This window comes from Couchioplanes azureus (assembly GCF_014648355.1).
Lineage (GTDB): Bacteria > Actinomycetota > Actinomycetes > Mycobacteriales > Micromonosporaceae > Actinoplanes > Actinoplanes azureus.
Map to the genome: position 1 here is coordinate 16174 of NZ_BMQY01000009.1, position 23532 is coordinate 39705.

Here is a 23532-nt window from a genome sequence, read left to right on the forward strand (position 1 = left end):
GCGGGGCCGCGCAGGGTGGGACGGCAACCGCACCGCGACGTCAGCCGCGCCGGCCGGGCTACCGCTTGCAGGGGTCCGGCAGCAGACCGGTCTCGCGGGCACGCAGCACGGTCGCCAGCCGGTCGCTGGTGCCCAGCTTGCGGTACAGCCGGCCCAGATGCTTGTGGACGGTGCCCGGGCTTATCCCGAGCCGCCGGGCGATCGTCGCGGCGGTCAGCGAGTCGGCGAGCAGCCGCAGGATGCTCAGCTCGCGCGGGGTCAGCCGCGGGACCGGTGTCGTGGGCGGGGCGGGCGCACCCGCGACCGCCTCGCCCGCGGGGACCACGCCGCTCGGCGCGACGAGGGGGACGCCGGTCAGGGTCTCCAGCCAGCGGGGGAACGCGTCGCAGGCGGCGAAGCCCCGCCGGGCGGTGGCCCCGGCCCGGTCCGCGGCCGCCGTGGAGCCGAGGTCGCGGTACGCCGCCGCGGCGTACACGTGGGCCTGGGCGGCGCCGATCCGGTCGCCGGACCGCTCGAAGGCGGCGGCCGCGCGCGCCGCGTGGGCGGCGGCGGCCGCGGGGTCGCCGCGCCGTGTCGCGTGGACCTGCGCGAGGTGGATGAACCCCGCGCGGCGGGGCAGGTCGTCGATCGTCGGGAGCGCGCGGGCGCGGGCCGCCCACCGCGCCGCGCCGCGGTCGTCGCCGGCGTCGGCGGCGGCCGCGGTCAGCCACTGGTACCAGCGTGCCTGCCACACCGGCCGCACCGACACCCGGCCCCCGGTGTGCCCGCCGCGGATCATCAGCTCCAGGCCCGCCTCGGGGTCGCCGGCGGCGTGCCGGGCGAAGCCGTGGTAGATCTCCGTCGAGCCACCCTGCCAGTCCGGGCCGTCCCCGACGGCCGCCAGTTCCGCCGCCCGCTCGCCGAAGGCCAGCGCCTCGTCCAGCTCGCCCCGCCAGACGCTGACCCACGACCGGTAGCTGAGCACGCGCGCGTGGGTCTGCGGAGAGCCGGTGAGCACGGCCGACTCCATCGCGTCCGCCAGGTGCCCGAGGGCCCGGGTGAGCTGACCGGTCATGCTGGTGAGGACCCCCAGCAGGGTACGCAGCGCGCCGATCAGGTGGCTCTGCCCGCTGCCCCGGGCGACCCGCAGCGCCCGTTGCAGGTGCCGGCGGGCGGCGTCGAAGCGTTCCCGGTACAGCTCGCCCCAGCTCACGAACAGCACCGTGTCGAGCCGCTCGGCGAGCTCGCCGTCCGGCATGGCGTCCACGAGCCGGCCGGCCTCGTCCAGCCAGGTGGTGATGTGCGGGTCGGTGATGTCGAAGGAGTGCTTGGCCACCGCGCCGACGCTCAGGGCGAAGGCGAGCAGGGGGCGGTTGCCCGTACCGCGGGCCACGCGGATCGCCTCGCCCACGGCCGCGGGGTCGGACGGGCCGTACATGACGGTGGTCAGGGTCTGCCCGACCCGCAGTACGCCGGCGGCGAGACCGTACTGGTCCGGCAGCGTCGCCAGCTCCTGCGCCAGCAGGGCACGGGCCTCGGCGTGGTCGCCGATCAAGTTCTGCAGCACGGCCAGGAAGCTGACCGCCTTCATCCGCTCGTCGGTGCCGGCGGGCAGCAGCCGGAGGATCTCGCCGAGGATCTCCCGGCTCTCGTCGAGCCGGCCGGTGACGCCCAGCGCCCGGCCGCGCAGGTTCAGCAGCTCCAGCCGCAGCGCGACGGTGTCCGGTGACCGCGGCAGCAGCCGCAGCGCCGAGCCCAGCCAGTGCGCCGCGGCGGCCGGGGTGGCGTGCACCGCCTCCAGCGCGGCGGTGTGGAGCTGCTCGACCGCCGCCAGGTCGCCGACCGCCGCCGACGCCTCGATGTGCGGGGCCCGTACGTCCATCGGCGCCCGGCGGTCGCGCAGCTCCGCCGCCGCCCGGGCGTGCGCGCCGAGCCGCCATCCCGCTCCGGCGTGGTGGTACGCCGCGCTGCGCAGCAGCGGATGGCGGAACCGGAACCGGCCCGGGGCGCTGCCCTCCCGGAGGAGGTCGCGCTGCGCCAGCTCGTCCAGCGCGGCCAGCACGTCCGGCTCGGCGAGGTCGGCGACCGCTGCGAGCAGGCCGAGGTCGAACTCGTCGCCCGCGACCGCCGCGGCGTGCAGCACCCGCCGGCGCAGCGGCTCCAGCGTGGCGAACTCCCCGGCCAGGGCGGCGCCGACCGGTCCCCAGGCGGGCGAGTCCGGCGCCGGCGGGGCCGTCGCGCCGCTGCGGGCCAGCACCTCGAGGTAGAACGGGTTGCCTCCGGCGGCGCGGTACAGCCGCTCGCGCTGCATCGGGTTCAGGCCCGCGGGCAGCAGGCCGTCGGCCTCGGCGGCGCTCAGCGGTCCCACCTCGACCGTCGTGGCCAGCCCCCGCTGGACCGCCCCGGCCAGCGCCTGGAGCAGCCGGGTCGGCGCCTGCCGCGGCCGGTACGCCACGGCCAGCACGATCGGGGCACCGGGCGGATGCCGCATCAGGTGGTCGAGAAGTTCCAGCGAGCCGTCGTCGGCCCAGTGCAGGTCGTCGAGGGCGAGCACGAGTCCCGCGTCGCCGGCGATGGCCTCCAGCGCGGCCCGGACCGCCCGGTGCAGCCGGTACCGCTCACCGGCCAGCAGTACGGGGGCGCCGCCCGGCCCGTCCTCGGCGAGCGCGCGGAAGGCGCTGGGCAGCAGCCGCAGGTCGGTGGCTTCCAGACGCTCGGGTCGCGACGCGTGCCATCGGCGCAGATAGTCCTCCATGGCGTTGCGCAGCACACCGAACGGCACTTCGCGCTCGAACTCGGCGGCCCCGCCGGCCAGCACCACGCGACCGTCGCGCCCCGCCTCGGCGAGCAGCTCGGCCAGCAGGCGGGACTTGCCGATGCCCGGGTCGCCGGCGACGGCCACCACGGCCGGCGCGCCGGCACCCTGGCGGAGGGCGGCGCGCAGGGCCGCCACCTCCGGGGCCCGGCCGATCAGTGGGGCCGTGAGGCCGGCTTCCCGCTGCCCGTCGCCGTCGAGTGTCCGATGCCCCATGTCCCCTGCCCGCGCCCGTCCCGGCGTCGGGTGGATCGACGCCGATGGGATCGTAGCGAGCCGATGCATCCATGCCGGTCACGCGCGGGCGCCGGGGCCCGGGCGCGGCCCGGACCCCGGCGGATCGGCCGGTCACCAGTAGTACTGCTCCCACGGCCCGATCACCGTGGCGCGGGCGCGCAGCATGCCGTAGTCGCCGGCGCTGTAGCCGATCTCCGTGGAGACCCAGCGGCCGTTGCCGTAGGCGTACATCGAGAACCAGCTTCCCGGCTGGGAGGTGGTGTAGTACTGCTCCCACGGTCCGACGATGGTGGCGCGGGCGCGCAGCATGCCGTAGTCGCCGGCGCTGTAGCCGAGCTCCGTCGACACCACCAGGCCGGTGTCCTGGGAGGCCCAGTAGGTGTATCCGGTCACGTTGTCGCGGCAGACCACGAAGCGTTCCCACGGGCCGACGACCGTCGCGCGGGCGCGCAGCATGCCGTTGTCGGTGCCGCTGTAGCCCTTCTCCATGGAGACCCACCGGCGGTTGGCGTTGGCGTAGATCGTCACGTTGTGCCAGCAGAGGACGGCCTGGGCGGCCGCGTTGTGCCGGGCGGCGATGGCCGAGCGCTGCTGCTCCACCGCGGCCGAGCCCGCCCCGTACGGGATGAGCTCGGCGGTCGACGCGGGCGGAGCGGTCGCCGGTGCGGGAGCCGCGGCGGCGGGTGTGCCGGCGAGCCCGGCGGCGGTGGTCACGCCGATCGCCAGGATGGCGGCGGCGCGCGCGAACATTCTCATGTCTGCTACCTCCCCCTCACGGAGTCGGCGGCGGGGGTTCCGCGGCCGTCCTCCGTCCTATGTGCTACCAGGCAGAGAGATAGAAGATTACCGATCTGTCCTCGATCGATCACTGTGAAGAAAACGGCGATGTCCTCAGTGGAGGGTGCCGATTTCGTGCTCGATTTCCGTTCGCAGGACGCGATTCGCGATGACGGCTCGTGCCCGCTCCATCACCGGCGCGAGGAAGAGGTCGGGACCGGGCTCGCCGGCGAAGACCGATACCGCCGATACCGCGGCCCGGCCCGCCGGTGAAGGCGTCAGCGGCGCGCGGAGCTGGATCCCGCGGACGCCCGAGATGAGCTCGACCGCCAGCACGCTGGTGAGATTGTCGAGCACCGTGCGCAGCTTCTTCGTCGCCGCCCAGCCCATCGAGACGTGGTCCTCCTGCATGCCGCTGGTGGGCAGCGAGTCCACCGACGCGGGACTCGCCAGCCGGCGGTTCTCCGCGACGATCCCGGCCGCCGTGTACTGCGCGATCATCAGGCCCGAGTTGACGCCGGCGTCCGGGGAGAGGAACGGCGGCAGGTCGCGGGAGCGCGCCACGTCGAGCAGCCGGTCCACGCGGCGTTCCGCGATCGCGCCCACCTCGGCCGCGGCGATGGCGAGGAAGTCCGCGGCGAAGCCCAGCGGCGCGCCGTGGAAGTTGCCCGTCGACTCCACCCGGCCGTCGGTGAGCACGACCGGGTTGTCCACCACCGAGCGCAGCTCCCGCGCGGCCGTCGTACGGACGAACTCCAGCGTGTCCCGGGCGGCGCCGGCCACCTGCGGCGCGCACCGCATCGAGTACGCGTCCTGCACCGCGTGGGCGAGGTCGTCGCGGTGCGAATCCATGATCGCCGAGTTCTGCAGCAGCTTGTGGATGTTCGCGGCGGACGCCGCCTGGCCCGGGTGCGGGCGGATGGAGTGCAGCTCCGGCAGGAACGGGCGCTCCGAGCCGAGCATCGCCTCGATCGCCAGCGCGGCCGTCACGTCGGCCATCGCGAACAGGTGCTCGGCGTCGTCGATCGCCAGCAGCAGCATGCCGAGCATGCCGTCGGTGCCGTTGATCAGCGCCAGCCCCTCCTTGGCGGCCAGGTCGAGCGGCTCGAGGTGGGCGGCGTGCAGGGCCTGCGCGGCGTCCACGCGGGCGCCGTCCTTGCCCAGCACCCAGCCCTCGCCCAGCAGCACGAGCGCGCAGTGGGCGAGCGGCGCCAGGTCGCCGGAGGCACCCAGCGAGCCGTGCTCGGGCACCCACGGCGTGATGTCGTTGTTGAGCAGGTCGACCAGGCCCTGGGCCAGCTTGGGGCGGACGCCCGACAGGCCCAGCGCGAGCGAGCGGACCCGCAGCAGCATCATCGCGCGGACCACCTCCCGTGACATGGGGACGCCCACCCCGGCCGCGTGCGAGCGGATCAGGGCGTGCTGGAGCTCCGCCCGGCGCTCCGGCTCGATGGACGTGTTCGCCAGGGCGCCGAAGCCGGTGCTGACGCCGTACACGGGGCGGCCGGAGGCCTCGATGCCGTCGACGATGGCGCGGCTGCGTTCCATGGCCGCGACCGCGGCCTCGGAGAGCTCGACCTTCGCGTCGCGCCGGGCGACGGCGAGAACGTCGGCGGGGGTGATGCCGGTGGGCTGGACGATGACTCTCATTGGGGCACTCCGTCGTGCAGAACTGTGCTGATCAGCGGAACTCCGGGCCGGTAGGCCAGGTGCAGGTGGGAGGGCGCGTCGAGGACGACCGCGTCGGCGCGGGCGCCGGGGCGCAGCACCCCGATGTCGTCGCGGCGCAGCGCCCGGGCGCCGCCCAGGGTCGCGGCCCGGACGGCCTCCGCCGGCGTCATGCGCATCTCGCGCACGGCGAGGGCGATGCAGAACGGCATGGACGACGTGTACGACGAACCGGGGTTGCAGTCGGTGGCCAGCGCGACGGTCACGCCGGCGTCGAGCAGCCTGCGCGCATCCGGGTACGGCGACCGCGTCGAGAACTCGGCACCCGGCAGCAGCGTCGCCACGGTCGCCGATCCGGCGAGCGCGTCCACGTCCGCATCGCTCAGATGCGTGCAGTGGTCGGCGCTGGCGGCGCCCAGCTCCACGGCGAGCCGCACGCCGGGGCCGGCGGTGAGCTGGTTGGCGTGGATCCGCGCGCCCAGCCCCGCCTTCAGCCCGGCGGTGAGAATCTGCCGGGCCTGGTCGGCGTCGAAGGCGCCGCGCTCGCAGAACACGTCCACCCACCGGGCGTGGCCCGCGACGGCGTCCAGCATCGGCCCGCAGACCAGGTCGACGTAGTCGTCGGGCCGGTCGGCGTACTCGGCCGGCACCACGTGCGCGCCGAGGAACGTGGTCTCCTCGGTCAGGTCGCGGGCGATGCGCAGGCTGCGCGCCTCGTGCTCGACGTTCAGCCCGTAGCCGCTCTTGATCTCGACGGTGGTACTGCCCTGCCGCCGCATCTCGGCGACCAGCCGTGCGGCTGCCGCGCGCAGGTCGTCGTCGGAAGCCGCCCGGGTGGCGGCGACCGTGGTGCGGATGCCGCCGCCGGTGTAGGGCTCACCGTTCATCCGCGCGGCGAACTCGGCGGCGCGGTCGCCGGCGAAGACCAGATGGGCGTGGCTGTCGACGAAGCCCGGCAGCACCGCCCGCCCGCCCGCGTCGAGCCGCTCGTCGGCCGCCGGGGCCTGCGCGGCCGGCCCGACCCACGCGACGCGGCCGCCGTCTGCGACGAAGGCCGCGTCGTGCAGCGTGCCCAGCTCGTCGTCGCCGGTGACCAGCTCGCCGATGTTGGTGACCACGAGACTCATGAGAGCGCCTCCCGCAGGGCGGCCGGTACGTCGAAGCCGGTGTGCCGCCCCCCGTCCACGATCATCCGCCCGTCCGCGACGACGTGGGTGACATCGGCGTTGGTGGCGGCGAAGACCACCCCGGAGGGGTCGACGCCCGCGGTGCGTACCGAGTCGAGCGCGACCGCGACCAGGTCGGCCCGCCTGCCCACGGCGATCTCCCCGGCGTCGTCCCAGCCGAGCGCGGAGTGCGCGGTGGCGGCGGCGACCAGCTCGTCCGCCGCGAAGTGGCCCCGGCGCTCGGTCGCCAGGCGCTCGTCCAGCTCCACGCCGCGGGCCTCCTCGAACACGTCGATGACGGCGTGGCTGTCGCTGCCCAGGCTCAGCGGCGACCCCGCGTCGGCCAGCGCCCGGCCGGGTCCGATGCCGTCCGCGAGGTCGCGCTCGGTGGTGGGGCAGAGACACACGCCGGTGCCGCTGCCGCCCAGCAGCTTGATGTCGCCGTCGCTGAGGTGGGTCGCGTGCACCGCGGTGGTGCCCGGACCGAGGACGCCGTGCCGGTGCAGCAGCTCGGTGGGGGAACAGCCGTGCACCGCGCGGCACTGCTCGTTCTCGGCGCGCTGCTCGGAGAGGTGCACGTGCAGCGGCGCGCGGCCCGCGAGGCCGTCGAGGAAACGCGCCGGCACCGCGCGTACGGAATGCAGCGCCGCACCGATCCGCACGCCCTCGCCGTCGCGCAGCGCGGCGGTCCGCTCCCGCCAGCCGTCGAGGTCGCCGTCGCCGAAGCGGCGCTGGACGCCCTCGAGCGGCTTGCCGTCCACCGTGGACGTGAGATAGAGGGTGTCGAGCAGGGTGATCCGGATGCCGGCGTCCCGCGCCGCCCGCACCACGGCGTGGCCCATCGCGTTGGGATCGGCGTACGGCTGGCCGTCCGGGGCATGGTGCAGGTAGTGGAACTCGCCGACGCAGGTGATGCCGGCGAGGGCCATCTCGCCGTAGACCGCCCGGGCGAGCGTGTAGTAGCTGTCCGGGTCCAGGCGCCCGGCCACCTCGTACATCCGCTCGCGCCAGGTCCAGAAACTGCCGCGGTCGCCGTGCGTACGCCCGCGCAGCGCCCGGTGGAACGCGTGGGAATGGGCGTTGGCGAGGCCGGGCAGCACCAGGCCGGGCAGGCGGGTGCCGCCCGGGGCGGCGCCGGATGTGACCGCGGTGAACCGGCCGCCGGCGACGTCGACGGCGACGTCGCGCTCAACCCGTCCGCCGATCCAGGCCAGCTCCGCGAAGTACCTCATGTCAGCGCCTCGAGAACCTTCGCGAGCGCCTCGACGCCCGCCGCGCAGTCCTCGTCCGGCGCGTGCTCGGCGGGAGAGTGCGACACCCCGGTCGGGTTGCGCACGAACAGCATCGCGGTCGGCACGTGCGCCGAGAAGACGCCCGCGTCGTGCCCGGCCCCGGTCGGCAGGATCGGCGCACCGCCGAGCAGCTCGGCGATCCGCTGGGCCAGCGCCGTGTCGAACGCGACCTGGGCGGTCACCGACTCGGCCGTCACGTCGACCTCGGTGCCGTCGCGGCCGGCCCGGTCGTGGGCGCGCTTGACGATCGCGTCCACCACACCGTCCAGCGTGGACTCCTCCGCGGCCCGCGCGTCGAGCCAGCCGCGCACCCGCGCCGGGATGGCGTTGGTGGCGTTGGGCTCGACCTGCACCCGGGCCATCGTGGCGTGCGCACCGGAGAGCCGGGCCTCCTTGTTGGCGGCCAGCACGGTGTAGGCGAACGTCAGCATCGGGTCGCGCCGGTCGGCCATCAGCGTGGTGCCGGCGTGGTCGCCGCGCCCGGTGAAGTCGAACCGCCACCGCCCGTGCGGCCAGATGGCGCTCGCCACCCCGACCGGCACGTCCAGCGCCCGCCCCTGCTCGATGTGCAGCTCCACCAGCGCCGACACCCGGCCCACGAGATCGGGCCGGGCGCCGGACGGGGTCGCGCCCAGTGCCGCGCCGAAGCTCACCCCGTCGCGGTCGGTCAGCGCGGCCGCCCGCTCCGGGTCGATCGCGCCGGTCAGCAGCCGGGAGCCGAGGCACGGCAGCCCGAACCGGCCGCCCTCCTCCTCGACGAACGCGACGATGCCCAGCGGCCGGCCCGGCGCGTACCCGTCGGCGCGGAGCCGGTCGAGCGCCAGGAACGCGCTGACGATGCCGAGCGGCCCGTCGTACCCGCCGCCGTGCGGCACCGAGTCGAAGTGCGACCCGGTGAGCACGCATCCCTCGCCCCAGGGCTCGCCCCACCAGGCGAACAGGTTGCCGTTGCCGTCCTCGGTGACCGGCAGGTCGCGCGCGGCGGCCTGGGCCCGGAACCAGTCCCGCAGGGCCAGTTCCGGTGCGGTGAGGGCGTACCGCAGGTAGCCGCCGCCGTCGGCCCGGCCGATCGGCGCGATCTCCGCCCAGAGGGCGGCGAACTGCGCGACGCTCATCGCTTCATGGGGATGTGGACCCCGGAGGCGGCGGCCGACTCGTAGCCCGCGTCGACGTGCCGGATGACGCCCATGCCCGGGTCGTTGGTGAGCACCCGCTCGATCTTCTGCCCGGCGAGCTCGGTGCCGTCGGCGACGCAGACCTGCCCGGCGTGGATGGAGCGGCCGATGCCGACCCCGCCGCCGTGGTGGATGGAGACCCAGCTGGCGCCGCTGGCGGTGTTCACCAGGGCGTTCAGCAGCGGCCAGTCGGCGATCGCGTCCGAGCCGTCGAGCATCGCCTCGGTCTCCCGGTACGGCGACGCCACCGACCCGGCGTCGAGGTGGTCGCGGCCGATCACGATCGGGGCCGACACCTCGCCGCGCTGCACCATGTCGTTGAACCGCACGCCGGCCTTGTCGCGCTCGCCGTAGCCGAGCCAGCAGATCCGCGCGGGCAGGCCCTGGTACGCGACCCGCTCGCCGGCCATCTTGATCCACCGGGCCAGCGGCTCGTTCTCCGGGAACAGGTCGAGCACGGCCCGGTCGGTGGCCGCGATGTCGGCCGGGTCGCCGGAGAGCGCCGCCCAGCGGAACGGGCCCTTGCCCTCGGCGAACAGCGGCCGGATGTACGCCGGCACGAAGCCGGGGAACGCGAACGCCCGGTCGTACCCGCCGAGCTGGGCCTCGCCGCGGATGGAGTTGCCGTAGTCGAACACCTCGGCGCCGCCGTCCAGGAAGCCCACCATGGCCTCGACGTGCCGGGCCATGCTGGCGCGGGCCCGGTCGGTGAACTCCTCGGGCTTGCTGCGCGCGTACTCGGCGGCGTCGGCCAGGTCGACCCCGACGGGGATGTAGCTGAGCGGGTCGTGGGCGCTGGTCTGGTCGGTCACGATGTCGATGGCCACGCCGCGGCGCAGCAGCTCGGGGAAGATCTCGGCGGCGTTGCCCACCACGCCGACGCTCTTCGCCACCCGGTCCCGCTTGGCGGCCTCGACCTGCGCGACGGCGTCGTCCAGATCCCGGGCCACCGTGTCCAGGTAGCGGTCCTTCACCCGGCGGCGCAGCCGCGACTCGTCGACGTCCACGATCAGGCAGGCGCCGCCGTTCATCGTCACGGCCAGCGGCTGGGCGCCGCCCATGCCGCCGCAGCCGGCGGTCAGGGTCAGCGTGCCGGCGAGGTCGCCGCCGAAGCGCTTGGCGGCCACCGCGGCGAACGTCTCGTACGTGCCCTGCAGGATGCCCTGGGTGCCGATGTAGATCCACGAGCCCGCGGTCATCTGGCCGTACATGGTCAGGCCGAGCTTCTCCAGGCGGCGGAACTCCGGCCAGGTCGCCCAGTCGCCGACGAGGTTGGAGTTGGCGATCAGCACGCGCGGCGCCCACTCGTGGGTGCGGAACACGCCGACCGGGCGGCCGGACTGCACCAGCAGCGTCTCGTCGCCCTTCAGCTCGTCGAGCTCGCGGACGATCGCGTGGAACGAGGGCCAGTCGCGGGCGGCCCGGCCGGTGCCGCCGTAGACGACGAGGTCGTCGGGGCGCTCGGCCACGTCCGGGTCGAGGTTGTTCATCAGCATCCGCTTGGCGGCCTCCTGCGGCCAGCCGTTCGCGGTGTACGCCGTGCCGCGCGGCGCGCGTACCTCAGGCATGCCGGACTCCTTCATGCTTCGAAGATGTGGCGGCGGATGGCCGTCGCCTCGAACTCCTCCAGGCGGCGCTGCGCCGTTTCCGGCGCCGCGTCGCACATGGCTTGCAGCAGCACCATGGCCATCGCCATGGGGCCGGTGTGCAGGTCGAACACGAGCTGGGTGCCGACCGGCGCGGGCAGCACCACGTCGGCGGCCTCGGCGACCGGGCTCACCGCCGAGTCGGTGAGCGCGACCACGGCGAGACCCAGCTCCTTCGCCTCGCGGATCGCGTCGAGCGTCTCCCGCGGACAGCGCGGCAGCACGATGGCCAGCACCGCGCTCGCCCCGGCGGCCCGCGCCTGGTCGAGACGGTCGAGCAGGATGGTGCCGCCGCCGTCGAGCACCCGGACGTCGGGATGCACCTTGGCCGCGAAGTACCCGAAGTATCCGGCCAGCGGCGCCGCGGCGCGCAGGCCCAGCACGGGCAGCGGGCGGCTGCCGACGAGCATCCCCGCGGCTTGCTCGATCGCGCGGAGATCGCCGAGCTCGTCCGCCATCCGTTCCAGGCGCCGGCTCTCGGCCCGCAGCGCCTCCTGCATCGGGTTCTCGCCGGGCTCCGGCGGGATGGCCGGCTCCGCGGCGAGCGCCCGCAGCTCGCGCCGCAGGGCGGGATAGCCGGCGTAGCCGAGCGCCATCGCGAACCGGGTCACCGAGGGCTGGCTCACCCCGGCGAGCTCGGCGACCTCGGCGGCCGACAGGTACGCGGCCGACGGCCCGTGCTGCACCAGACTGTGCGCGATGCGCCGCTGGGTGGGGGTGAGCCGGGCGCCCTGGAAGAGGCCGAGCACCCGCCCGCCCGTTCCCACCGCCACGTCATTCACGTACGCAGACTATGCATAAAAACTTTCACTCCGCTAGTGCCTCGGCCGGATTGGCCGTGCACGGCTGTGCGAGGCTGGCCCGATGCGGATCGCTTCGCTGCACACGTACCCGCTCAAAGGGTGTCATCGGCTGGACCACGACGTGGCGGTGACCGAGCCCTGGGGCCTGGCCGGCGACCGGCGGTGGATGGCGGTCGACGCCGACGGGGTGGGCATCACCCAGCGCGAGGCGCCCGCCCTCACCCAGCTGCACGCCGTGCCGCGTCCCGGCGGCCTGCTGCTCGACGGCCTCGACGTGGACGAGCCCGCCGGGGGGCCGCCCGCGACCGCCCGCGTCTTCCGCGCCAAGCCGCCGGTGCCCGTCCGGCTCGCCCCGGCCGCCACGGCATTCCTGTCGGATCTCCTGGGCCGCGACGCCCGGCTCGCCTGGCTCGCCGACCCTGCCGCCGCGCGGCCGATCCAGCGCAACGCCCACCCGGACGACCGGGTCAACCTCGCGGACGGGTTTCCGATCCTGCTCACCAGCGAGGCTTCCCTGGACGCCCTCAACGGCCGGCTCGACGAGCCGGTGCCGATGACCCGGTTCCGGCCCAACCTGGTCCTCACCGGCGCCGGCGCCTGGGCCGAGGACACGTGGGTGGGCGGGCGCCTGCGGATCGGGGAGACGACCTACCGGGTCGCCGAGCCGAGCAACCGGTGTCTCGTCACCACCATCGACCAGGAGACCGGCGAGCGCGGCCGGGAGCCGCTGCGCACGCTCGGCCGGTTCCGCCGGCGCGACGGTGGGCTGCACTTCGGCGTCAACCTGATCCCGGACCTCCGCCCCGGCGACACGGGTGTCATCCGGGTGGGGGAGTCTGTCTTAAGCGTGTCTTAGGAGAGTTGCCCGCGGCGGCGGAGGCCCCGGAGTATGCCTCAGCGTGACAGCTCACCGCCTCCTGCGTCCCCGCTGGCTCGCCACCGGCGGTGCCGTGCTCCTGGCCGGCGTGCTCGGCGTGGCGATCCTGCTGCAGAACGGCGGTGGCGCGTGCGCGGCCCCGCCGACCAGCGCCAAGCGTTCGGGCAAGGCCACCTTCTACGACCTGGCGGGCACGGTGGGCAACTGCAACTTCGCGCCGCCGGCCGACGATCTGTACGTGGCCCTGGGGCGCAGCGAGTACTCCGGGGCGCTGTCCTGCGGCAGCTACCTCGACGTCACCGGACCCAAGGGCACGGTACGCGTCAAGGTCTTCGACTCCTGCCCCGAGTGCACGCCCGGCTGGCTGGACCTGAGCCGCACCGCGTTCCAGAGGATCGCGGACCCGGTGCAGGGCATCGTGCCGATCACCTACCGGGCCGTGCCGGACGCGCCGACACCCGGGCCGCTGAGCATCACCTTCGCCGAGGGATCGTCGCAGTACTGGTGGGCGGTGCTGATCGACAACCACGCCAACCCCATCGCCAAGGTGCGGGCCAAGGGGCCGGGCGGCGACTGGATGACCGCTTCGCGCACCGACTACAACTTCTGGATCATCGACCGGCAGACCGGGAACGGCCCGTTCCAGATCGCGGTGACCGACATCTACGGCAAGACGGTGACCGCGCGGAACGTCAAGCTCGTCCCCAAGAAGAAGCAGGTGACGTCCGCGCGGGCCGCCGCCGAGGTCTCGGCACCGGCGCCGAAGAAGAAGGCGACGGCGAAGGCCAAGGCGACGGTGAAGGTGAAGCCCACGGCGTCCCGCACGCCGATCGTCGAGTCGAGCTCGGCGCCCGCGACGGACGCCGGCGAGAGCGAGAACCTCGATCTGACCGCGGCGCCGGCCTGTTAACCACCCGGGTGGTTCGTGGAATGCTGGGACGGTGAACCGGGACGACCTCGTCCGGCTGCGCCGGGCCCGCGATCGGATGGACCGCGACTTCGCGGAGCCGCTGGACGTGCCCGCGCTGGCCCGGGAGGCCCTGATGTCGCCGGGACACTTCTCGCGCAGCTTCCGGGCGGCGTTCGGCGAGACCCCGTACAGCCACCTCATGACCCGGCGGATCGAGCGGGCGAAGGCGTTGCTGCGCCGCGGCGACCTGTCCGTCACCGAGGTCTGCTTCGCCGTCGGCTGCACCTCGCTCGGCTCGTTCAGCTCGCGCTTCACCGAGCTGGTCGGCGAGACGCCGAGCGCCTACCGGGCGCGGACCCACGAGGCCGGGGCCGCCATCCCCGCGTGCTTCGCCAAGATCCTGACCCGGCCGGTCAGGAACGGAGAAGCCCGCGCGGGGTCGCCGAACGTATCGTGACCTGCATGGACATCAGGGTTTCGCACTGCTTCATCACGGTTGACGACCACGACAAGGCGCTCGGCTTCTATCGGGACGTGCTCGGTCTGGAGGTCCGCAGCGACGTCAAGTTCGAGGGCATGCGGTGGGTGACGGTGTCCCCGCCGAGCCAGCCCGAGCTCGAGATCACCATCGAGACGCCCGACTCCAACCCGAGCTCCTCGGCCGAGGACAAGCGCAAGCAGTCGGAACTGCTCGCCAAGGGCCTGCTGCGCGGGCTCATCTTCGTCACCGACGACGTCGACGCCACCTTCGAGCACCTCCGCGCCTCCGGCGCCGAGGTGCTGCAGGAGCCGGTCGACCAGGCGTACGGCGTCCGCGACTGCGCCTTCCGCGACCCGGCAGGGAACATGATCCGCTTCAACCAGCCGCGCAAGAGCTGACGCGGGTCCCGCCGCATCCGCAGCGTGTCCCGGTCGTCGTCCGGTGCCACCCGGAGGGCGCCCGGGACGCGTCCCTCCGGTGCCAGCTGGGTGCGGAAGGCGGGACTTGAACCCGCACACCCTCACGGATACGGGCTCCTAAGGCCCGCGCGTCTGCCTATTCCGCCACTTCCGCCCGACGCGCCCCGGTGGGCCGTCGATGCCAGCAGTCTAGACGCTGGCCTGCGGATCCACCGCCCGGGCAGGCCCGGGACCCGGTACGCGGCACGGCGGCCGCCTCGCGGATCCAGGCCGCATGACGGCCGCCGTGGGCCGGGGTCCGCGCCGAGGGTGCCCAGTGGCGGAACACTCCAGACTTATCGGCACCGCGCCCCGGGATCCGCGAACTTCGCGCGGGAACTCAGTCGATACCGAGATCGCGTCGCAGCTTCGCGACGTGCCCGGTCGCCTTGACGTTGTAGAGCGCCCGCTCGATGACCCCGTTCTCGTCGATCACGAAGGTCGAGCGGATGACGCCGGTCACCGTCTTGCCGTAGAGCTGCTTCTCGCCGAAGGCCCCGTACGCCGTCAGCACGCTCTTGTCCCGGTCGCTGACCAGCGGGAACGTGATCGCGTCCCGCTCGCGGAAGGTCGCCAGCCGGGCCGGGGTGTCCGGCGAGATGCCGACCACCTCGTAGCCCGCGGCCTGCAGCGAGGCCAGGGAGTCGCGGAAGTCGCAGGCCTGCTTGGTGCAGCCCGGCGTCATCGCCGCGGGGTAGGCGTACAGCACGACCCGGCGGCCGCGGAGCTCCTTCAGCGTCAGAGTGCCGCCACTGTCGGTGGGCAGGGTGAAGTCGGGGGCCGGATCACCCGGCGAGAGACGCTCAGTCATGCGTCCGAAGATATCCGGGCCGGTGCCGGGGAACGCAGGCGCAGCAGCGCCGAGACGGCCGCACCGGCACCCGCGCCGAGCGCGACGAGCACCGCGGCGCGCGGGACCCAGCCCGGCCCCGGGAAGTCGACCACGGCCTGGGTGAGGACCCCCGCGTCGCCCAGGCCGCCGAAGATCACCAGCGCGGTGCCGCCGAGGAACGCCAGGAACGGCGTACGCCCGAGCACGGTCGCGGCCCCGGCGGCCGTCGCGAGCACGGCCGCCCCGATCGCCGGCGCCTGCCCGGGCACGCCCAGGGCGGCGCGCGTCACCGCGTACCCGATGGTGACGAGGCCCGCGACCAGCGTGATCGCGCCCACCCCGCGGAACCGGCGCACGCCCAGGGCGACCACCGCCGCGGCCAGCGCGGCCGCGCCCAGCCACCAGGCCCACGTCACGGGCGGCGGCTCCCAGGTCAGCGTGCCGCGCACCTCGAACGGGACCAGGTCCTGGCGCAGCGGCACCACCCAGTCCCGCAGCCGGTGCGCGCGGTCCGGGTCGGCCTGCGCCTGCGGCGGCAGGCCGGGGCTCAGCCACCGGGTGCGCTGGTCGTGCCAGCGCACGGTCCGCCCGGCGGAGATCTTCTGCCATTGCGGTGCGGCGGCCGGCGACGCATGCGACGGTACGGACGAATCGCCGCCGAGCGTCTGGTTCGTGTACGTGGCCGGCGAGTTGACGTTCTGGTACGTGCCGTCCGGCCGCACCTCCAGGTACGGCTCACCGGCGTAGCCGAGCACCTCGACCGCGCGCCCCGTGTCGTTGACCAGCTCCAGGCGGGCGCCCGCCTCGACCGCGCGCACGGTCAGCCCCGGCACCGGGGCGCTGAGGCCGGTCACCTCGGTGCGGTAGGCGGTGGCGTCGGGCGCCTCGCCGCCGTGCGCGGCCGCCGGACCGGCCGGCCCGAGGAGCAGGCCGGCCAGCACGGTCAGGAAGAGGACGCCGCGTCTCACGCCGCGGCCGCCCCCACCGCGGCGGTCAGCGCCTCCGGCGTCGGACGCTCCAGCGGCTTGCCCGCGACCAGCACGGTGGGCGTGGCCGTGATCCCGCGCGACGATGCGGTGTCGGTGACCTTCGTGGCCCAGGCCGTGTAGGTCCTGTTCTCGATCGCGTCGGCGAACGCCTGGTCGGTCAGGCCCACCGACCGGCCGATCTCGATCAGCTTCGCGTCGTCGAGCCCCGGGCCGCCCTCCGGGGGCTGCTGGGCGAACAGCGCCTCGTGGTACTCGAAGAACTTGCCGCTCTGCGCCGCGGCCGCCACCGCGCCCGCCGCCCGGGTGGAGTACTGCGTCGAGGAGAGGCGGTCGAGAATGGCGATGGGGTGGTAGCGCACCGTCACCTTGCCGGCGTCGACGAGCTGCGTGATCGCGGGCCCGGTCGCCGCCTCGACCCGCCGGCAGTTCGGGCACAGGAAGTCCTCGTAGACGTCGATCTGCACCGGTCCGGTGCCGCGGGCGAAGGCCGTCCCGTCGTCCACCGCCGTCGACGGAACCGTCAGCTTGCCCGCGGTGGCCTTCTCCTGCCCCGCGGCGACGCCCCAGCCGATCAGCCCCGCGATGACCAGCACCGCCACCACCCCCACGGTGGTCCAGAGCGTGACCGTGCGGCGGCGTTCCCGGGCGAGCTGCTCCCGTACCACCTGCTTGGCCTGCGCCCGTTTCTTGTCGCCCTTGCTCACTGCTCGTCCCCCATCAGGATGCCGTCGATCGAAAAGCGGGTCCGCGGCCGCCACAGCAGGATCCCGGCGAGCAGCAGGAAACCGGCGTCGCGGGCGATGTCCCACCCGTACGCCGGGTCGACGCCCGCGCCCAGCTCGCCGCCCGTGCTGAAGCAGCCGCAGTCGATCTGCAGGCCGCGAGCCCACGCCGAGACGATCCCGGCGATGAAGATCAGCAACAGGGCGGCGGAGATGCCGGCACTGAGGCGTACGGCGAGACCGGCCAGCAGGAGCAGCCCGAGGGCGATCTCCAGGAACGGCTGGACGGCGCCGACGACCTTCGCCACCTCGTACGGGAACAGCTGGTAGGCGTTGACCGCACGCCCGGAGGCGGCCAGGTCCCCGACCTTCAGGGCGCCGGCGATCAGCCACACCGCGGCGAGGCCGAGCCGGGCGGCGGTCGAGATCCACGGCCATGCCGTCCGCGTACGCGTTTCCATGCTCACCCCCCTTAGTCGGCGCGCGGCGTCGCCGGGTTCCGTTGTACCGCCTGGGGGTTGGCTGTGTATCGGGCCGAAAGACCCTGAGAATCAGCTCGCGCGGGCCGCGACGACCGCGGCCATCAGCTCGTCGCGGGCGCGCGCCACCCGGGAACGGATGGTGCCGACCGGGACGTCCTCGATCTCGGCGGCTTCCGCGTAGGACAAGCCGAGCAGCTGGGTGAGCACGAACGCCGTCCGCCGCTCCTCGCCGAGCCGCTGCAGCAGGTCGGCGCTGCCCAGCCGGTGCGCCGGGTCCGGGTGCGCCCGGTGGTCCGCGCACGCCTCGGCGGCCAGCCGGGCGTCGAGCCGGCGCCGCCGCACCACGCCGCGGAGGTGGTCGGCGCACGTGCGCCGGGCGATGCCGAGCAGCCAGGTGCGCACGTGCGCGCGCCCCTCGAACCCCGGCAGCGCCCGGAACGCCCGCAGAAAGGTCTCCTGCGTCAGGTCGTCCGCGGAACCGGGATCGACCAGCGCGGCGGTGAAACGCCACACCTCGGCCTGCGTGGCCCGCACCAGAGCGGACTGCGCGCCGGCGTCGCCGGACCGCGCCCGGAGGGCGAGCGCGGTGAGAGATTCGCTCGCTGTCACGACCGCACATCGTACGCGGTGGAGAATTGTCGTACTGAGCGGGAACTATCGGGCCCGGGCGTCCGACTGTTCTTCGTCCGTCCGCGCCCGCGCGACCACGTTGTCGTGCCCTTCGAGCCATCGGGGAGCATTGCTCGCATGACCGTTGATCGACGCCGGGCTTCGGTGGCCCTCGCCGGGCTGCTTCTCGGGCTCCTGGGCCTGCTCGCCGGGCCGGCGAGCCCGGCCAGCGCCCACGCCGCGCTGGTCGCCAGCGACCCCGGCGCCAACACGATCGTCCCGGACGCGCCCAACCGCGTCACCCTGACCTTCAGCGAGTCGGTGCAGCTCATCGCGGGCAAGATCCAGGTGCTCGCACCCGACGGCAGCCGCGCCGACCAGGGCGAACCGGAGGCCGCCGGGAGCACGGTGACCATCCCGCTGCGCTCCGGCGGCGCCCGCGGCACCTACCTGGTCAGTTACCGCGTCGTCTCCGCCGACAGCCACCCGGTGGCGGGCACGCTGACCTACTCGGTGGGCGCGACGTCCACCCCGCCGAGCGAGGCGGACGCCGCGCAGGCGGTCGACCCGGTCGTGCGCGCGCTCATCCCGGTCGGCAAATACCTCGGGTACGCCGGCCTGGTGCTGCTGGTCGGGCCGGTGCTGGTGCTCGCGCTGCTCTGGCCGCACCGGCTCTCCCGCACCGGACCCGCGCGGCTCGTCTGGACCGGCGTGGGGCTGGTGCTCGCGAGCACGGTGCTGGGGCTGTGGTTGCAGGCGCCGTACACCACCGGCAGCGGGCTGTTCGGCGTCTCCGGCGGCGATCTGCAGACCGTGCTCGGCAGCACGTTCGGAGCGGTGATGCTGGTCCGGCTCGGCGTCATCGGGGCGGCGGCCTTCCTGCTGCGACCGCTGCTGCGCGGCGACGGCGGCGAGTCCAAGGCCGACCTGGCCCTGCTCGGCGTCCTGGGCGTCTCGGCCCTGGCCACCTGGCCGCTGACCGGGCATCCGACCGCCTCGCCGGTGGCCGGCGTCTCCGTGGTCGTCGACGCGATCCACCTGGCCGCGATGGCGGTCTGGCTCGGCGGGCTGGTGATGCTGGCCGGCTTCCTGCTGCGGCACGCCAACGAGGGCGAGCTCGGCGCGATCCTGCCGATCTGGTCCCGGTGGGCGGCCACCGCCGTCGCCGCGCTGATCATCGCCGGCGTCGTCCAGGCGCTCATCGAGGTCGCGTCCTTCGACGGCCTGTTCACCACCACGTACGGGCGGCTCATCCTGGCCAAGGTCGGCCTCGCCGCGGTGGTGATCGCGATGGCGGCGTTCTCCCGCAAGCTGGTGCGCAGCCGCCGGGCCGAGACCGGCCCGCGCACCCTGCGCCGCGTGGTACTCGCCGAGCTGGCGGTCACGGCGGTGGTGCTCGGCGTGACGGCGGCGCTGGTGCAGATTCCGCCGCCGCGCACGGCCGAGGCGGCCGAGACCGGCGCCACGTCCACCACCATCACGCAGACCGTGTCGGACGCCCGGGTCTCGTTGCAGGTGGACGTCTTCCCCGCCACGGTGGGCAACAACTCGCTGCACCTGTACGCGTACACGCCGGACAACAAGCCACTGCCGGTCGTGGAGTGGACCGCCACGGCGGCCCTGCCGGCCAAGGGCATCGAGCCGATCGAGGTGCCGCTGCTGCGGATCACCGACTTCCACGCCATCGGCGACATCGCGCTGCCCATGGCGGGGGAGTGGACGTTCAAGTTCACCGTACGCACGAGCGAGATCGACCAGTCCACGCTCACCGTGAAAGCGAAGATCTCCTAAGCGCGCTCTCCTCGCGAGGGCCGGTCCGCCAGGGCCGGCCCTCGCTGCCTTTTGCTCTCCCCAGGGTTCTTTCAGCGACGCCCTTTATACCGGTAGGGGCTGAAGTAACCGTTTATCCATTTTGGTGTTATTTCGGTCTGTATGGTCTGCCGCAGTACCACCGAGAAGGGGGAGATCGAGATGCGGGTGCTCCGCACGATCCTCGGCATGCTGTTGCTGACCGTCGGCATCCCGGCGCTACTGGTAGGCGGCGCCTTCTGGGCCGCCATGCAACACCGGGACGCCGGAGGCGCCTTCAGCGGGACGATGCAGCGCGTGGCGACCTCCGGGTACGCCGTCGTGGTCGACGACGTCGACGCCCTGCTGCGCAAGGACGCCCCGTTCGCCCGCCTCGGCGACACCCGGCTGCGCATCACGGCGGTCTCCTCCGGCGCCCCCGCCTTCGTGGGCATCGCACCCCGCGGGCGCGCCGACGCGTACCTGGCCGACATCCCCCGCATCTCGGTGGCCGCGATCGACCTCGGCACCGGAGCACTCCCGGTGACGGCGAAACCCGTCCCCGGCACCCGGGCCCCGGAACAACTGCCGGGCCGGGAACGCATCTGGATCGCCGCGGGCACCGGCGCCGTCGACTGGAACCCCACCACGCTGCGCGACACCGAATACAGCCTGGTCATCATGAACCCGGCGGCGCAGCCCGGCATCCGCCTGGAATCCACCGCGGGCGTGCGCCCCGGCTGGCTCAACCAGGCCACCTGGACCCTGCTGACCGCCGGCAGCATCCTGGTGATGATCGGCATGATCATCCTCGGCTGGCCGTCCCGCCGCCGCGAGGTCGTCTACATCGTCGAACCCAGCCAGGTCCCGGACCTCATGCAGGCGATCGGCGCCCCGTTGCCGCTCAGCCGCGTCGGCGGAGGCCGCCACTCGGCAACCCACCGCCCCCGCACCCTCGCCGACTGCCAGCCCCGCAGCCGCCCACCGTCGCTGACCTGGCCGCCGTCGTCCACGAGAAACCAGCCGTCGGCCCGCGGCCCGGCCATCCCGATGCCGTCCTCCCCGGAACCCGCCCCGCCGGTACCGGTCGCCGCTCCTTCGTCCCCGGCGGTGGCTCCTTCCTCGCCGGTGGTCGCTCCCTCGGTGCCGGTGGCCGCTCCTTCGTCCCCGGCGGTGCCCTCGCCGTCGTTGCCGTCTCCCTCTTCCGCGTCTTCTCCCGAGGTGGCGCCCGCTGCTCCGGCGGCGGCTTCCCCGGTCCCATCGCCGGTGCCGGCGTCCGCGCTCCCTTCGCCGGCGTCCCCGGTCTCTTCGCCGGCATCCCCGGTCTCTTCGCCCGCGTCCTCGGTCTCCTCGCCGGCGCCCGGCGAGCCACTGGGTCTGATCACGCCCCGGGTCACTCCGGCAGCGGGCCCCGCGGCCGCACCGCCCGCGGCCGCCGCCACCGACCCGCTCTTCGGCCGCGCCCCGGATCGAGCCGCCCGCCGCCGGACCGCCCCCCAGCCCACGGACCTGCCCATCTTCGAGGCCTCAGCGGTCGGAGCCTGGGTAGCGGAGACGGCCGCAGCCCGAGCCCGCGAAACCGAGGCCCGCGCCGTAGCCGCCCTCAACGCCTCCCGCAAAGCAGCCGCCACCACCGCGGCGGCGGCGAAGCAGCCAACCGCCCAGCCCACCGACCCGAAGCCGCCTGCCACCACCGGCCCGGCCTCCGTGGTCGGGCCCGCTCCCACCAGCGGCGCGACGGTCGCCGCCGACGCCCTGGCCGGCCAAACCGAAGCTGACGCGGCGAAGACGCGCCCGGCCGTGGCGATCTCGCCTCCGGACCGTCCGGCCGCGACCGGTCCGGCTCCGGAGCGCCCGGCTGCATCCGTTCCGCCGAAGGGTTACGACGTCCTGGTGACCGGTCTCTCCGTACCCGCAGGGACGGACGAGCCGCTCCACGCCGAGCCCGGAACGGCGCCGCGCGCCGAGACCGCGAAAGCGTCCAGGCCCGCCGAGCCCGACACGGCTTCGCGCGCCGAGACCGCGAAAGCGTCCAGGCCCGCCGAGCCCGACACGGCTTCGCGCGCCGGGGCCGGGAAAGTCTCCGGGCCCGCCGAGGCCGGCACGGCGTCGCGCGCCGGGGCCGGGAAAGTCTCCGGGCCCGCCGAGGCCGGCACGGCGTCGCGCGCCGAGACCGCGAAGGCACCCCAGCCCACGCCCACCGAGCCGGCCGAGCCCAATGCGCCCGCCCAGCCCGCCCAAGGAGCCGAGTCCGCCGAGTCCGCCGAGCCCGCCGCCGGGAAGGGTGCGCCGGCCAGCACTGTCGGCGCCGCGCCGAAGCCCAGCCAGCCTGCGAAGAACCCGCCGCGGAACGCCCTCTTCGGCGGCCCGCCGGCGAGCGCCTGGGCGGCAACCGGCCTCACCCGGGCCGACTCGGGCCGAGTCGGCACCAGCCTCGGTGCGTCCAAGCCCGCCGATCCGGCTGCGGAGCCCGCCGATCCCGCTGCTCAGGCCAAGCCGGTCAGCCCGGTGGAGCCGAGCAAGCCGGTCAGCCCGGCTGCGCAGGGCAAGCCGGTCAGCCCGGTCGAGCCCGGCAAGCCGGTCAGCCCGGCTGCGCAGGGCAAGCCGGTCAGCCCGGTCGAGCCCGGCAAGCCGGTCAGCCCGGCTGCGCAGGCCAAGCCCGTCGGCCCGGCTGTGCTGGACAAGCCTGCGGGTCCGGCGACGCAGGGGAAGGCCGAGCAGGTGCCGGCGAAGGCTGGGTCCATGCCGCAGCCGGCCAAGGCGCAGGAGCCGGTCAAGGTGCAGGCCGAGCCGGCTCCGGTCAAGGCGGGCACCGCGCCCGCGCCGGCCAGGCCGGTGTCTCCGGGGCCGGTCTCGCCGAAGCCCGTGGCACCCGCGCCGGTCTCTCCCGCGCCCGCTCCGTCGCGGCCCTCGGTTCCCGGGCCCTCGAGGCCGGCCGAGCCGGCTCGCGAGCCCGTACCGTCGGGCAAGGTCGAAGCGTCCGGGGCGGCTCCGACGGCTACCGCCCAGCGACCTTCGGCGTGGCCGGCGGTCTCCTCCGGCCCGGCAGAGCCGGCATCCGGCTCGGCCCGCGCCGACGCGAGTCCCGCGAATGTCGCGGATGCGGCGCCGAAGGTCGAGACCCGGATCGCCGGGCAGCGCACCGAGCAGGCCCAGCCGGCGGAGGCGAAGCCGGAGCAGCGTGCCGCCGCAGATGTGCAGGCGGAGCAGCGTCCCGTCGCAGATGCGATGGCGGACCAGCGTGCCGTCGCGGACGCGAAGCCGCAGGAGCGTGCCGTCGCGGACATGACGTCGGAAGCACCGGCCGTCGCGGAGGTGAAGCCGGTGCAGGAGCAGGGCGCCGAGAAGGGTTCCGGCGAGGTGGCGAGCGCCCGGCAGCCTGTCAAGCGGGGGCTGTTGGGCAGCTACAAGGACGAGGTTGCCGAGTTGCTGGGCGGTGCGAAGGCCAGGCGCCGGCGCAATGTCACGGCGTCCGGGTTGCCGGCGCCGGATCCCGACAGCCAGGAGCCTCCGATCAAGGTGACCCGGCCTCCTCGCCGGGGTCGCGGGCAGAGCAAGGACTGACGGACGGAGCGAAGCGGGGAAGCCCCGGGCGACGAGCCCGGGGCTTCCGCGTTTTCGTACCGAAAGGGCCCTCCGCGCTGCCGACGCGGAGGGCCCTTTACCGGGGGAACGGAGTAACCGAAGGGGGGCTTCGTCCGTTAAGCCCAGTTTAGCCCGTACTTGGGCGAAGTGGGTAGTCCTGGTGCCGATACCGACAATCTAGGGTGAATCCGGACGCCTGGGTGCGTTGAGTATCGAACAGGTGGGTACTACCGGGCGTCCC

The 23532-nt window shown here is 74.4% G+C and carries 19 protein-coding genes and 1 tRNA gene; 6 read left to right on the top strand and 14 right to left on the bottom strand.

Going from position 1 to position 23532, the window contains the following annotated elements; all coding sequences use genetic code 11:
• Positions 1-58: 58 nt before the first annotated feature.
• The 8 genes from IEY99_RS34995 to IEY99_RS26540 all read right to left on the bottom strand — a co-directional run bounded on the left by IEY99_RS34995 (position 59) and on the right by IEY99_RS26540 (position 11537).
• Entirely contained in the window at positions 59-3010 is a 2952-nt protein-coding gene (locus IEY99_RS34995; RefSeq protein WP_189206810.1) for a helix-turn-helix transcriptional regulator, read from the bottom strand.
• A gap of 132 nt (positions 3011-3142) precedes the next feature.
• A complete protein-coding gene (locus tag IEY99_RS26510; protein ID WP_189206811.1) occupies positions 3143-3787 on the bottom strand; it encodes a fascin domain-containing protein in 645 nt (214 codons plus the stop codon).
• 135 nt (positions 3788-3922) lie between these two features.
• Positions 3923-5458, bottom strand: a complete 1536-nt coding sequence (hutH, locus tag IEY99_RS26515; protein ID WP_189206812.1) for a histidine ammonia-lyase — start codon at positions 5456-5458, stop codon at positions 3923-3925.
• Positions 5455-6603, bottom strand: a complete 1149-nt coding sequence (gene hutI, locus IEY99_RS26520) for an imidazolonepropionase (protein ID WP_189206813.1) — start codon at positions 6601-6603, stop codon at positions 5455-5457. The genes hutH and hutI overlap by 4 nt, the downstream gene beginning before the upstream one ends.
• A complete protein-coding gene (locus tag IEY99_RS26525) occupies positions 6600-7874 on the bottom strand; it encodes a formimidoylglutamate deiminase (protein ID WP_189206814.1) in 1275 nt (424 codons plus the stop codon). The genes hutI and IEY99_RS26525 overlap by 4 nt, the downstream gene beginning before the upstream one ends.
• Complete coding sequence (locus IEY99_RS26530; protein WP_189206815.1) at positions 7871-9049, bottom strand: allantoate amidohydrolase; 1179 nt, start codon at positions 9047-9049, stop codon at positions 7871-7873. The genes IEY99_RS26525 and IEY99_RS26530 overlap by 4 nt, the downstream gene beginning before the upstream one ends.
• Positions 9046-10677 carry a urocanate hydratase gene (hutU, locus tag IEY99_RS26535; RefSeq protein ID WP_189206816.1) on the bottom strand — a complete coding sequence of 544 codons (1632 nt, stop codon included), beginning with the start codon at positions 10675-10677 and terminating at the stop codon, positions 9046-9048. The genes IEY99_RS26530 and hutU overlap by 4 nt, the downstream gene beginning before the upstream one ends.
• An 11-nt stretch (positions 10678-10688) precedes the next feature.
• Positions 10689-11537 (bottom strand): MurR/RpiR family transcriptional regulator, encoded by an 849-nt coding sequence (locus IEY99_RS26540; RefSeq protein ID WP_189206817.1) that lies wholly within the window; start codon positions 11535-11537, stop codon positions 10689-10691.
• An 82-nt stretch (positions 11538-11619) separates the two neighbouring features.
• Here IEY99_RS26540 and IEY99_RS26545 point away from each other — a divergent pair, with 82 nt between their 5' ends.
• The 4 genes from IEY99_RS26545 to IEY99_RS26560 all read left to right on the top strand — a co-directional run bounded on the left by IEY99_RS26545 (position 11620) and on the right by IEY99_RS26560 (position 14224).
• Positions 11620-12414, top strand: a complete 795-nt coding sequence (locus tag IEY99_RS26545; RefSeq protein WP_189206818.1) for an MOSC domain-containing protein — start codon at positions 11620-11622, stop codon at positions 12412-12414.
• Positions 12415-12457: 43 nt separating this feature from the next.
• Complete coding sequence (locus IEY99_RS26550) at positions 12458-13345, top strand: expansin EXLX1 family cellulose-binding protein (RefSeq protein ID WP_189206819.1); 888 nt, start codon at positions 12458-12460, stop codon at positions 13343-13345.
• A gap of 76 nt (positions 13346-13421) precedes the next feature.
• Positions 13422-13802 (top strand): helix-turn-helix transcriptional regulator, encoded by a 381-nt coding sequence (locus IEY99_RS26555; RefSeq protein WP_373293448.1) that lies wholly within the window; start codon positions 13422-13424, stop codon positions 13800-13802.
• A gap of 5 nt (positions 13803-13807) precedes the next feature.
• Entirely contained in the window at positions 13808-14224 is a 417-nt protein-coding gene (locus tag IEY99_RS26560; RefSeq protein ID WP_189206821.1) for a VOC family protein, read from the top strand.
• A 91-nt stretch (positions 14225-14315) separates the two neighbouring features.
• Here the strand turns inward: IEY99_RS26560 and IEY99_RS26565 are convergent.
• The 6 genes from IEY99_RS26565 to IEY99_RS26590 form a co-directional block, all read right to left on the bottom strand.
• A tRNA-Leu gene (locus tag IEY99_RS26565) sits at positions 14316-14399 on the bottom strand.
• 225 nt (positions 14400-14624) lie between these two features.
• Entirely contained in the window at positions 14625-15095 is a 471-nt protein-coding gene (gene bcp, locus IEY99_RS26570) for a thioredoxin-dependent thiol peroxidase (protein WP_189206822.1), read from the bottom strand.
• Entirely contained in the window at positions 15092-16084 is a 993-nt protein-coding gene (locus IEY99_RS26575; RefSeq protein WP_229799274.1) for a hypothetical protein, read from the bottom strand. The genes bcp and IEY99_RS26575 overlap by 4 nt, the downstream gene beginning before the upstream one ends.
• The gene (locus IEY99_RS26580; RefSeq protein WP_189206823.1) at positions 16081-16809 is read right to left on the bottom strand and encodes a DsbA family protein; all 729 of its coding nucleotides are present in this window, start codon (positions 16807-16809) and stop codon (positions 16081-16083) included. The genes IEY99_RS26575 and IEY99_RS26580 overlap by 4 nt, the downstream gene beginning before the upstream one ends.
• Positions 16806-17288, bottom strand: a complete 483-nt coding sequence (locus tag IEY99_RS26585; protein ID WP_189206824.1) for a MauE/DoxX family redox-associated membrane protein — start codon at positions 17286-17288, stop codon at positions 16806-16808. Before IEY99_RS26585 ends, IEY99_RS26580 begins: the two co-directional genes overlap by 4 nt.
• Before the next feature lie 90 nt (positions 17289-17378).
• Positions 17379-17918: a sigma-70 family RNA polymerase sigma factor gene (locus IEY99_RS26590; protein ID WP_189206825.1), complete on the bottom strand. Its 540-nt coding sequence runs from the start codon at positions 17916-17918 to the stop codon at positions 17379-17381.
• A 138-nt stretch (positions 17919-18056) separates the two neighbouring features.
• On the opposite strand from IEY99_RS26590, the gene IEY99_RS26595 reads away from it, so the two are divergent.
• Together IEY99_RS26595 and IEY99_RS34540 are read left to right on the top strand one after the other, a co-directional pair.
• Positions 18057-19709 carry a copper resistance CopC/CopD family protein gene (locus IEY99_RS26595; protein ID WP_189206826.1) on the top strand — a complete coding sequence of 551 codons (1653 nt, stop codon included), beginning with the start codon at positions 18057-18059 and terminating at the stop codon, positions 19707-19709.
• A 141-nt stretch (positions 19710-19850) separates the two neighbouring features.
• Positions 19851-23270 carry a hypothetical protein gene (locus IEY99_RS34540; RefSeq protein WP_229799275.1) on the top strand — a complete coding sequence of 1140 codons (3420 nt, stop codon included), beginning with the start codon at positions 19851-19853 and terminating at the stop codon, positions 23268-23270.
• The last annotated feature ends 262 nt before the right edge of the window (positions 23271-23532 follow it).

Coding starts and splice junctions, on each gene's coding strand:
- IEY99_RS34995 (WP_189206810.1), bottom strand. CDS start 3,010: ATGGGGCATCGGACACTCGACGGCGACGGGCAGCGGGAAGCCGGCCTC.
- IEY99_RS26510 (WP_189206811.1), bottom strand. CDS start 3,787: ATGAGAATGTTCGCGCGCGCCGCCGCCATCCTGGCGATCGGCGTGACC.
- hutH (WP_189206812.1), bottom strand. CDS start 5,458: ATGAGAGTCATCGTCCAGCCCACCGGCATCACCCCCGCCGACGTTCTC.
- hutI (WP_189206813.1), bottom strand. CDS start 6,603: ATGAGTCTCGTGGTCACCAACATCGGCGAGCTGGTCACCGGCGACGAC.
- IEY99_RS26525 (WP_189206814.1), bottom strand. CDS start 7,874: ATGAGGTACTTCGCGGAGCTGGCCTGGATCGGCGGACGGGTTGAGCGC.
- IEY99_RS26530 (WP_189206815.1), bottom strand. CDS start 9,049: ATGAGCGTCGCGCAGTTCGCCGCCCTCTGGGCGGAGATCGCGCCGATC.
- hutU (WP_189206816.1), bottom strand. CDS start 10,677: ATGCCTGAGGTACGCGCGCCGCGCGGCACGGCGTACACCGCGAACGGC.
- IEY99_RS26545 (WP_189206818.1), top strand. CDS start 11,620: ATGCGGATCGCTTCGCTGCACACGTACCCGCTCAAAGGGTGTCATCGG.
- IEY99_RS26555 (WP_373293448.1), top strand. CDS start 13,422: ATGGACCGCGACTTCGCGGAGCCGCTGGACGTGCCCGCGCTGGCCCGG.
- IEY99_RS26560 (WP_189206821.1), top strand. CDS start 13,808: ATGGACATCAGGGTTTCGCACTGCTTCATCACGGTTGACGACCACGAC.
- bcp (WP_189206822.1), bottom strand. CDS start 15,095: ATGACTGAGCGTCTCTCGCCGGGTGATCCGGCCCCCGACTTCACCCTG.
- IEY99_RS26585 (WP_189206824.1), bottom strand. CDS start 17,288: ATGGAAACGCGTACGCGGACGGCATGGCCGTGGATCTCGACCGCCGCC.
- IEY99_RS26595 (WP_189206826.1), top strand. CDS start 18,057: ATGACCGTTGATCGACGCCGGGCTTCGGTGGCCCTCGCCGGGCTGCTT.
- IEY99_RS34540 (WP_229799275.1), top strand. CDS start 19,851: ATGGTCTGCCGCAGTACCACCGAGAAGGGGGAGATCGAGATGCGGGTG.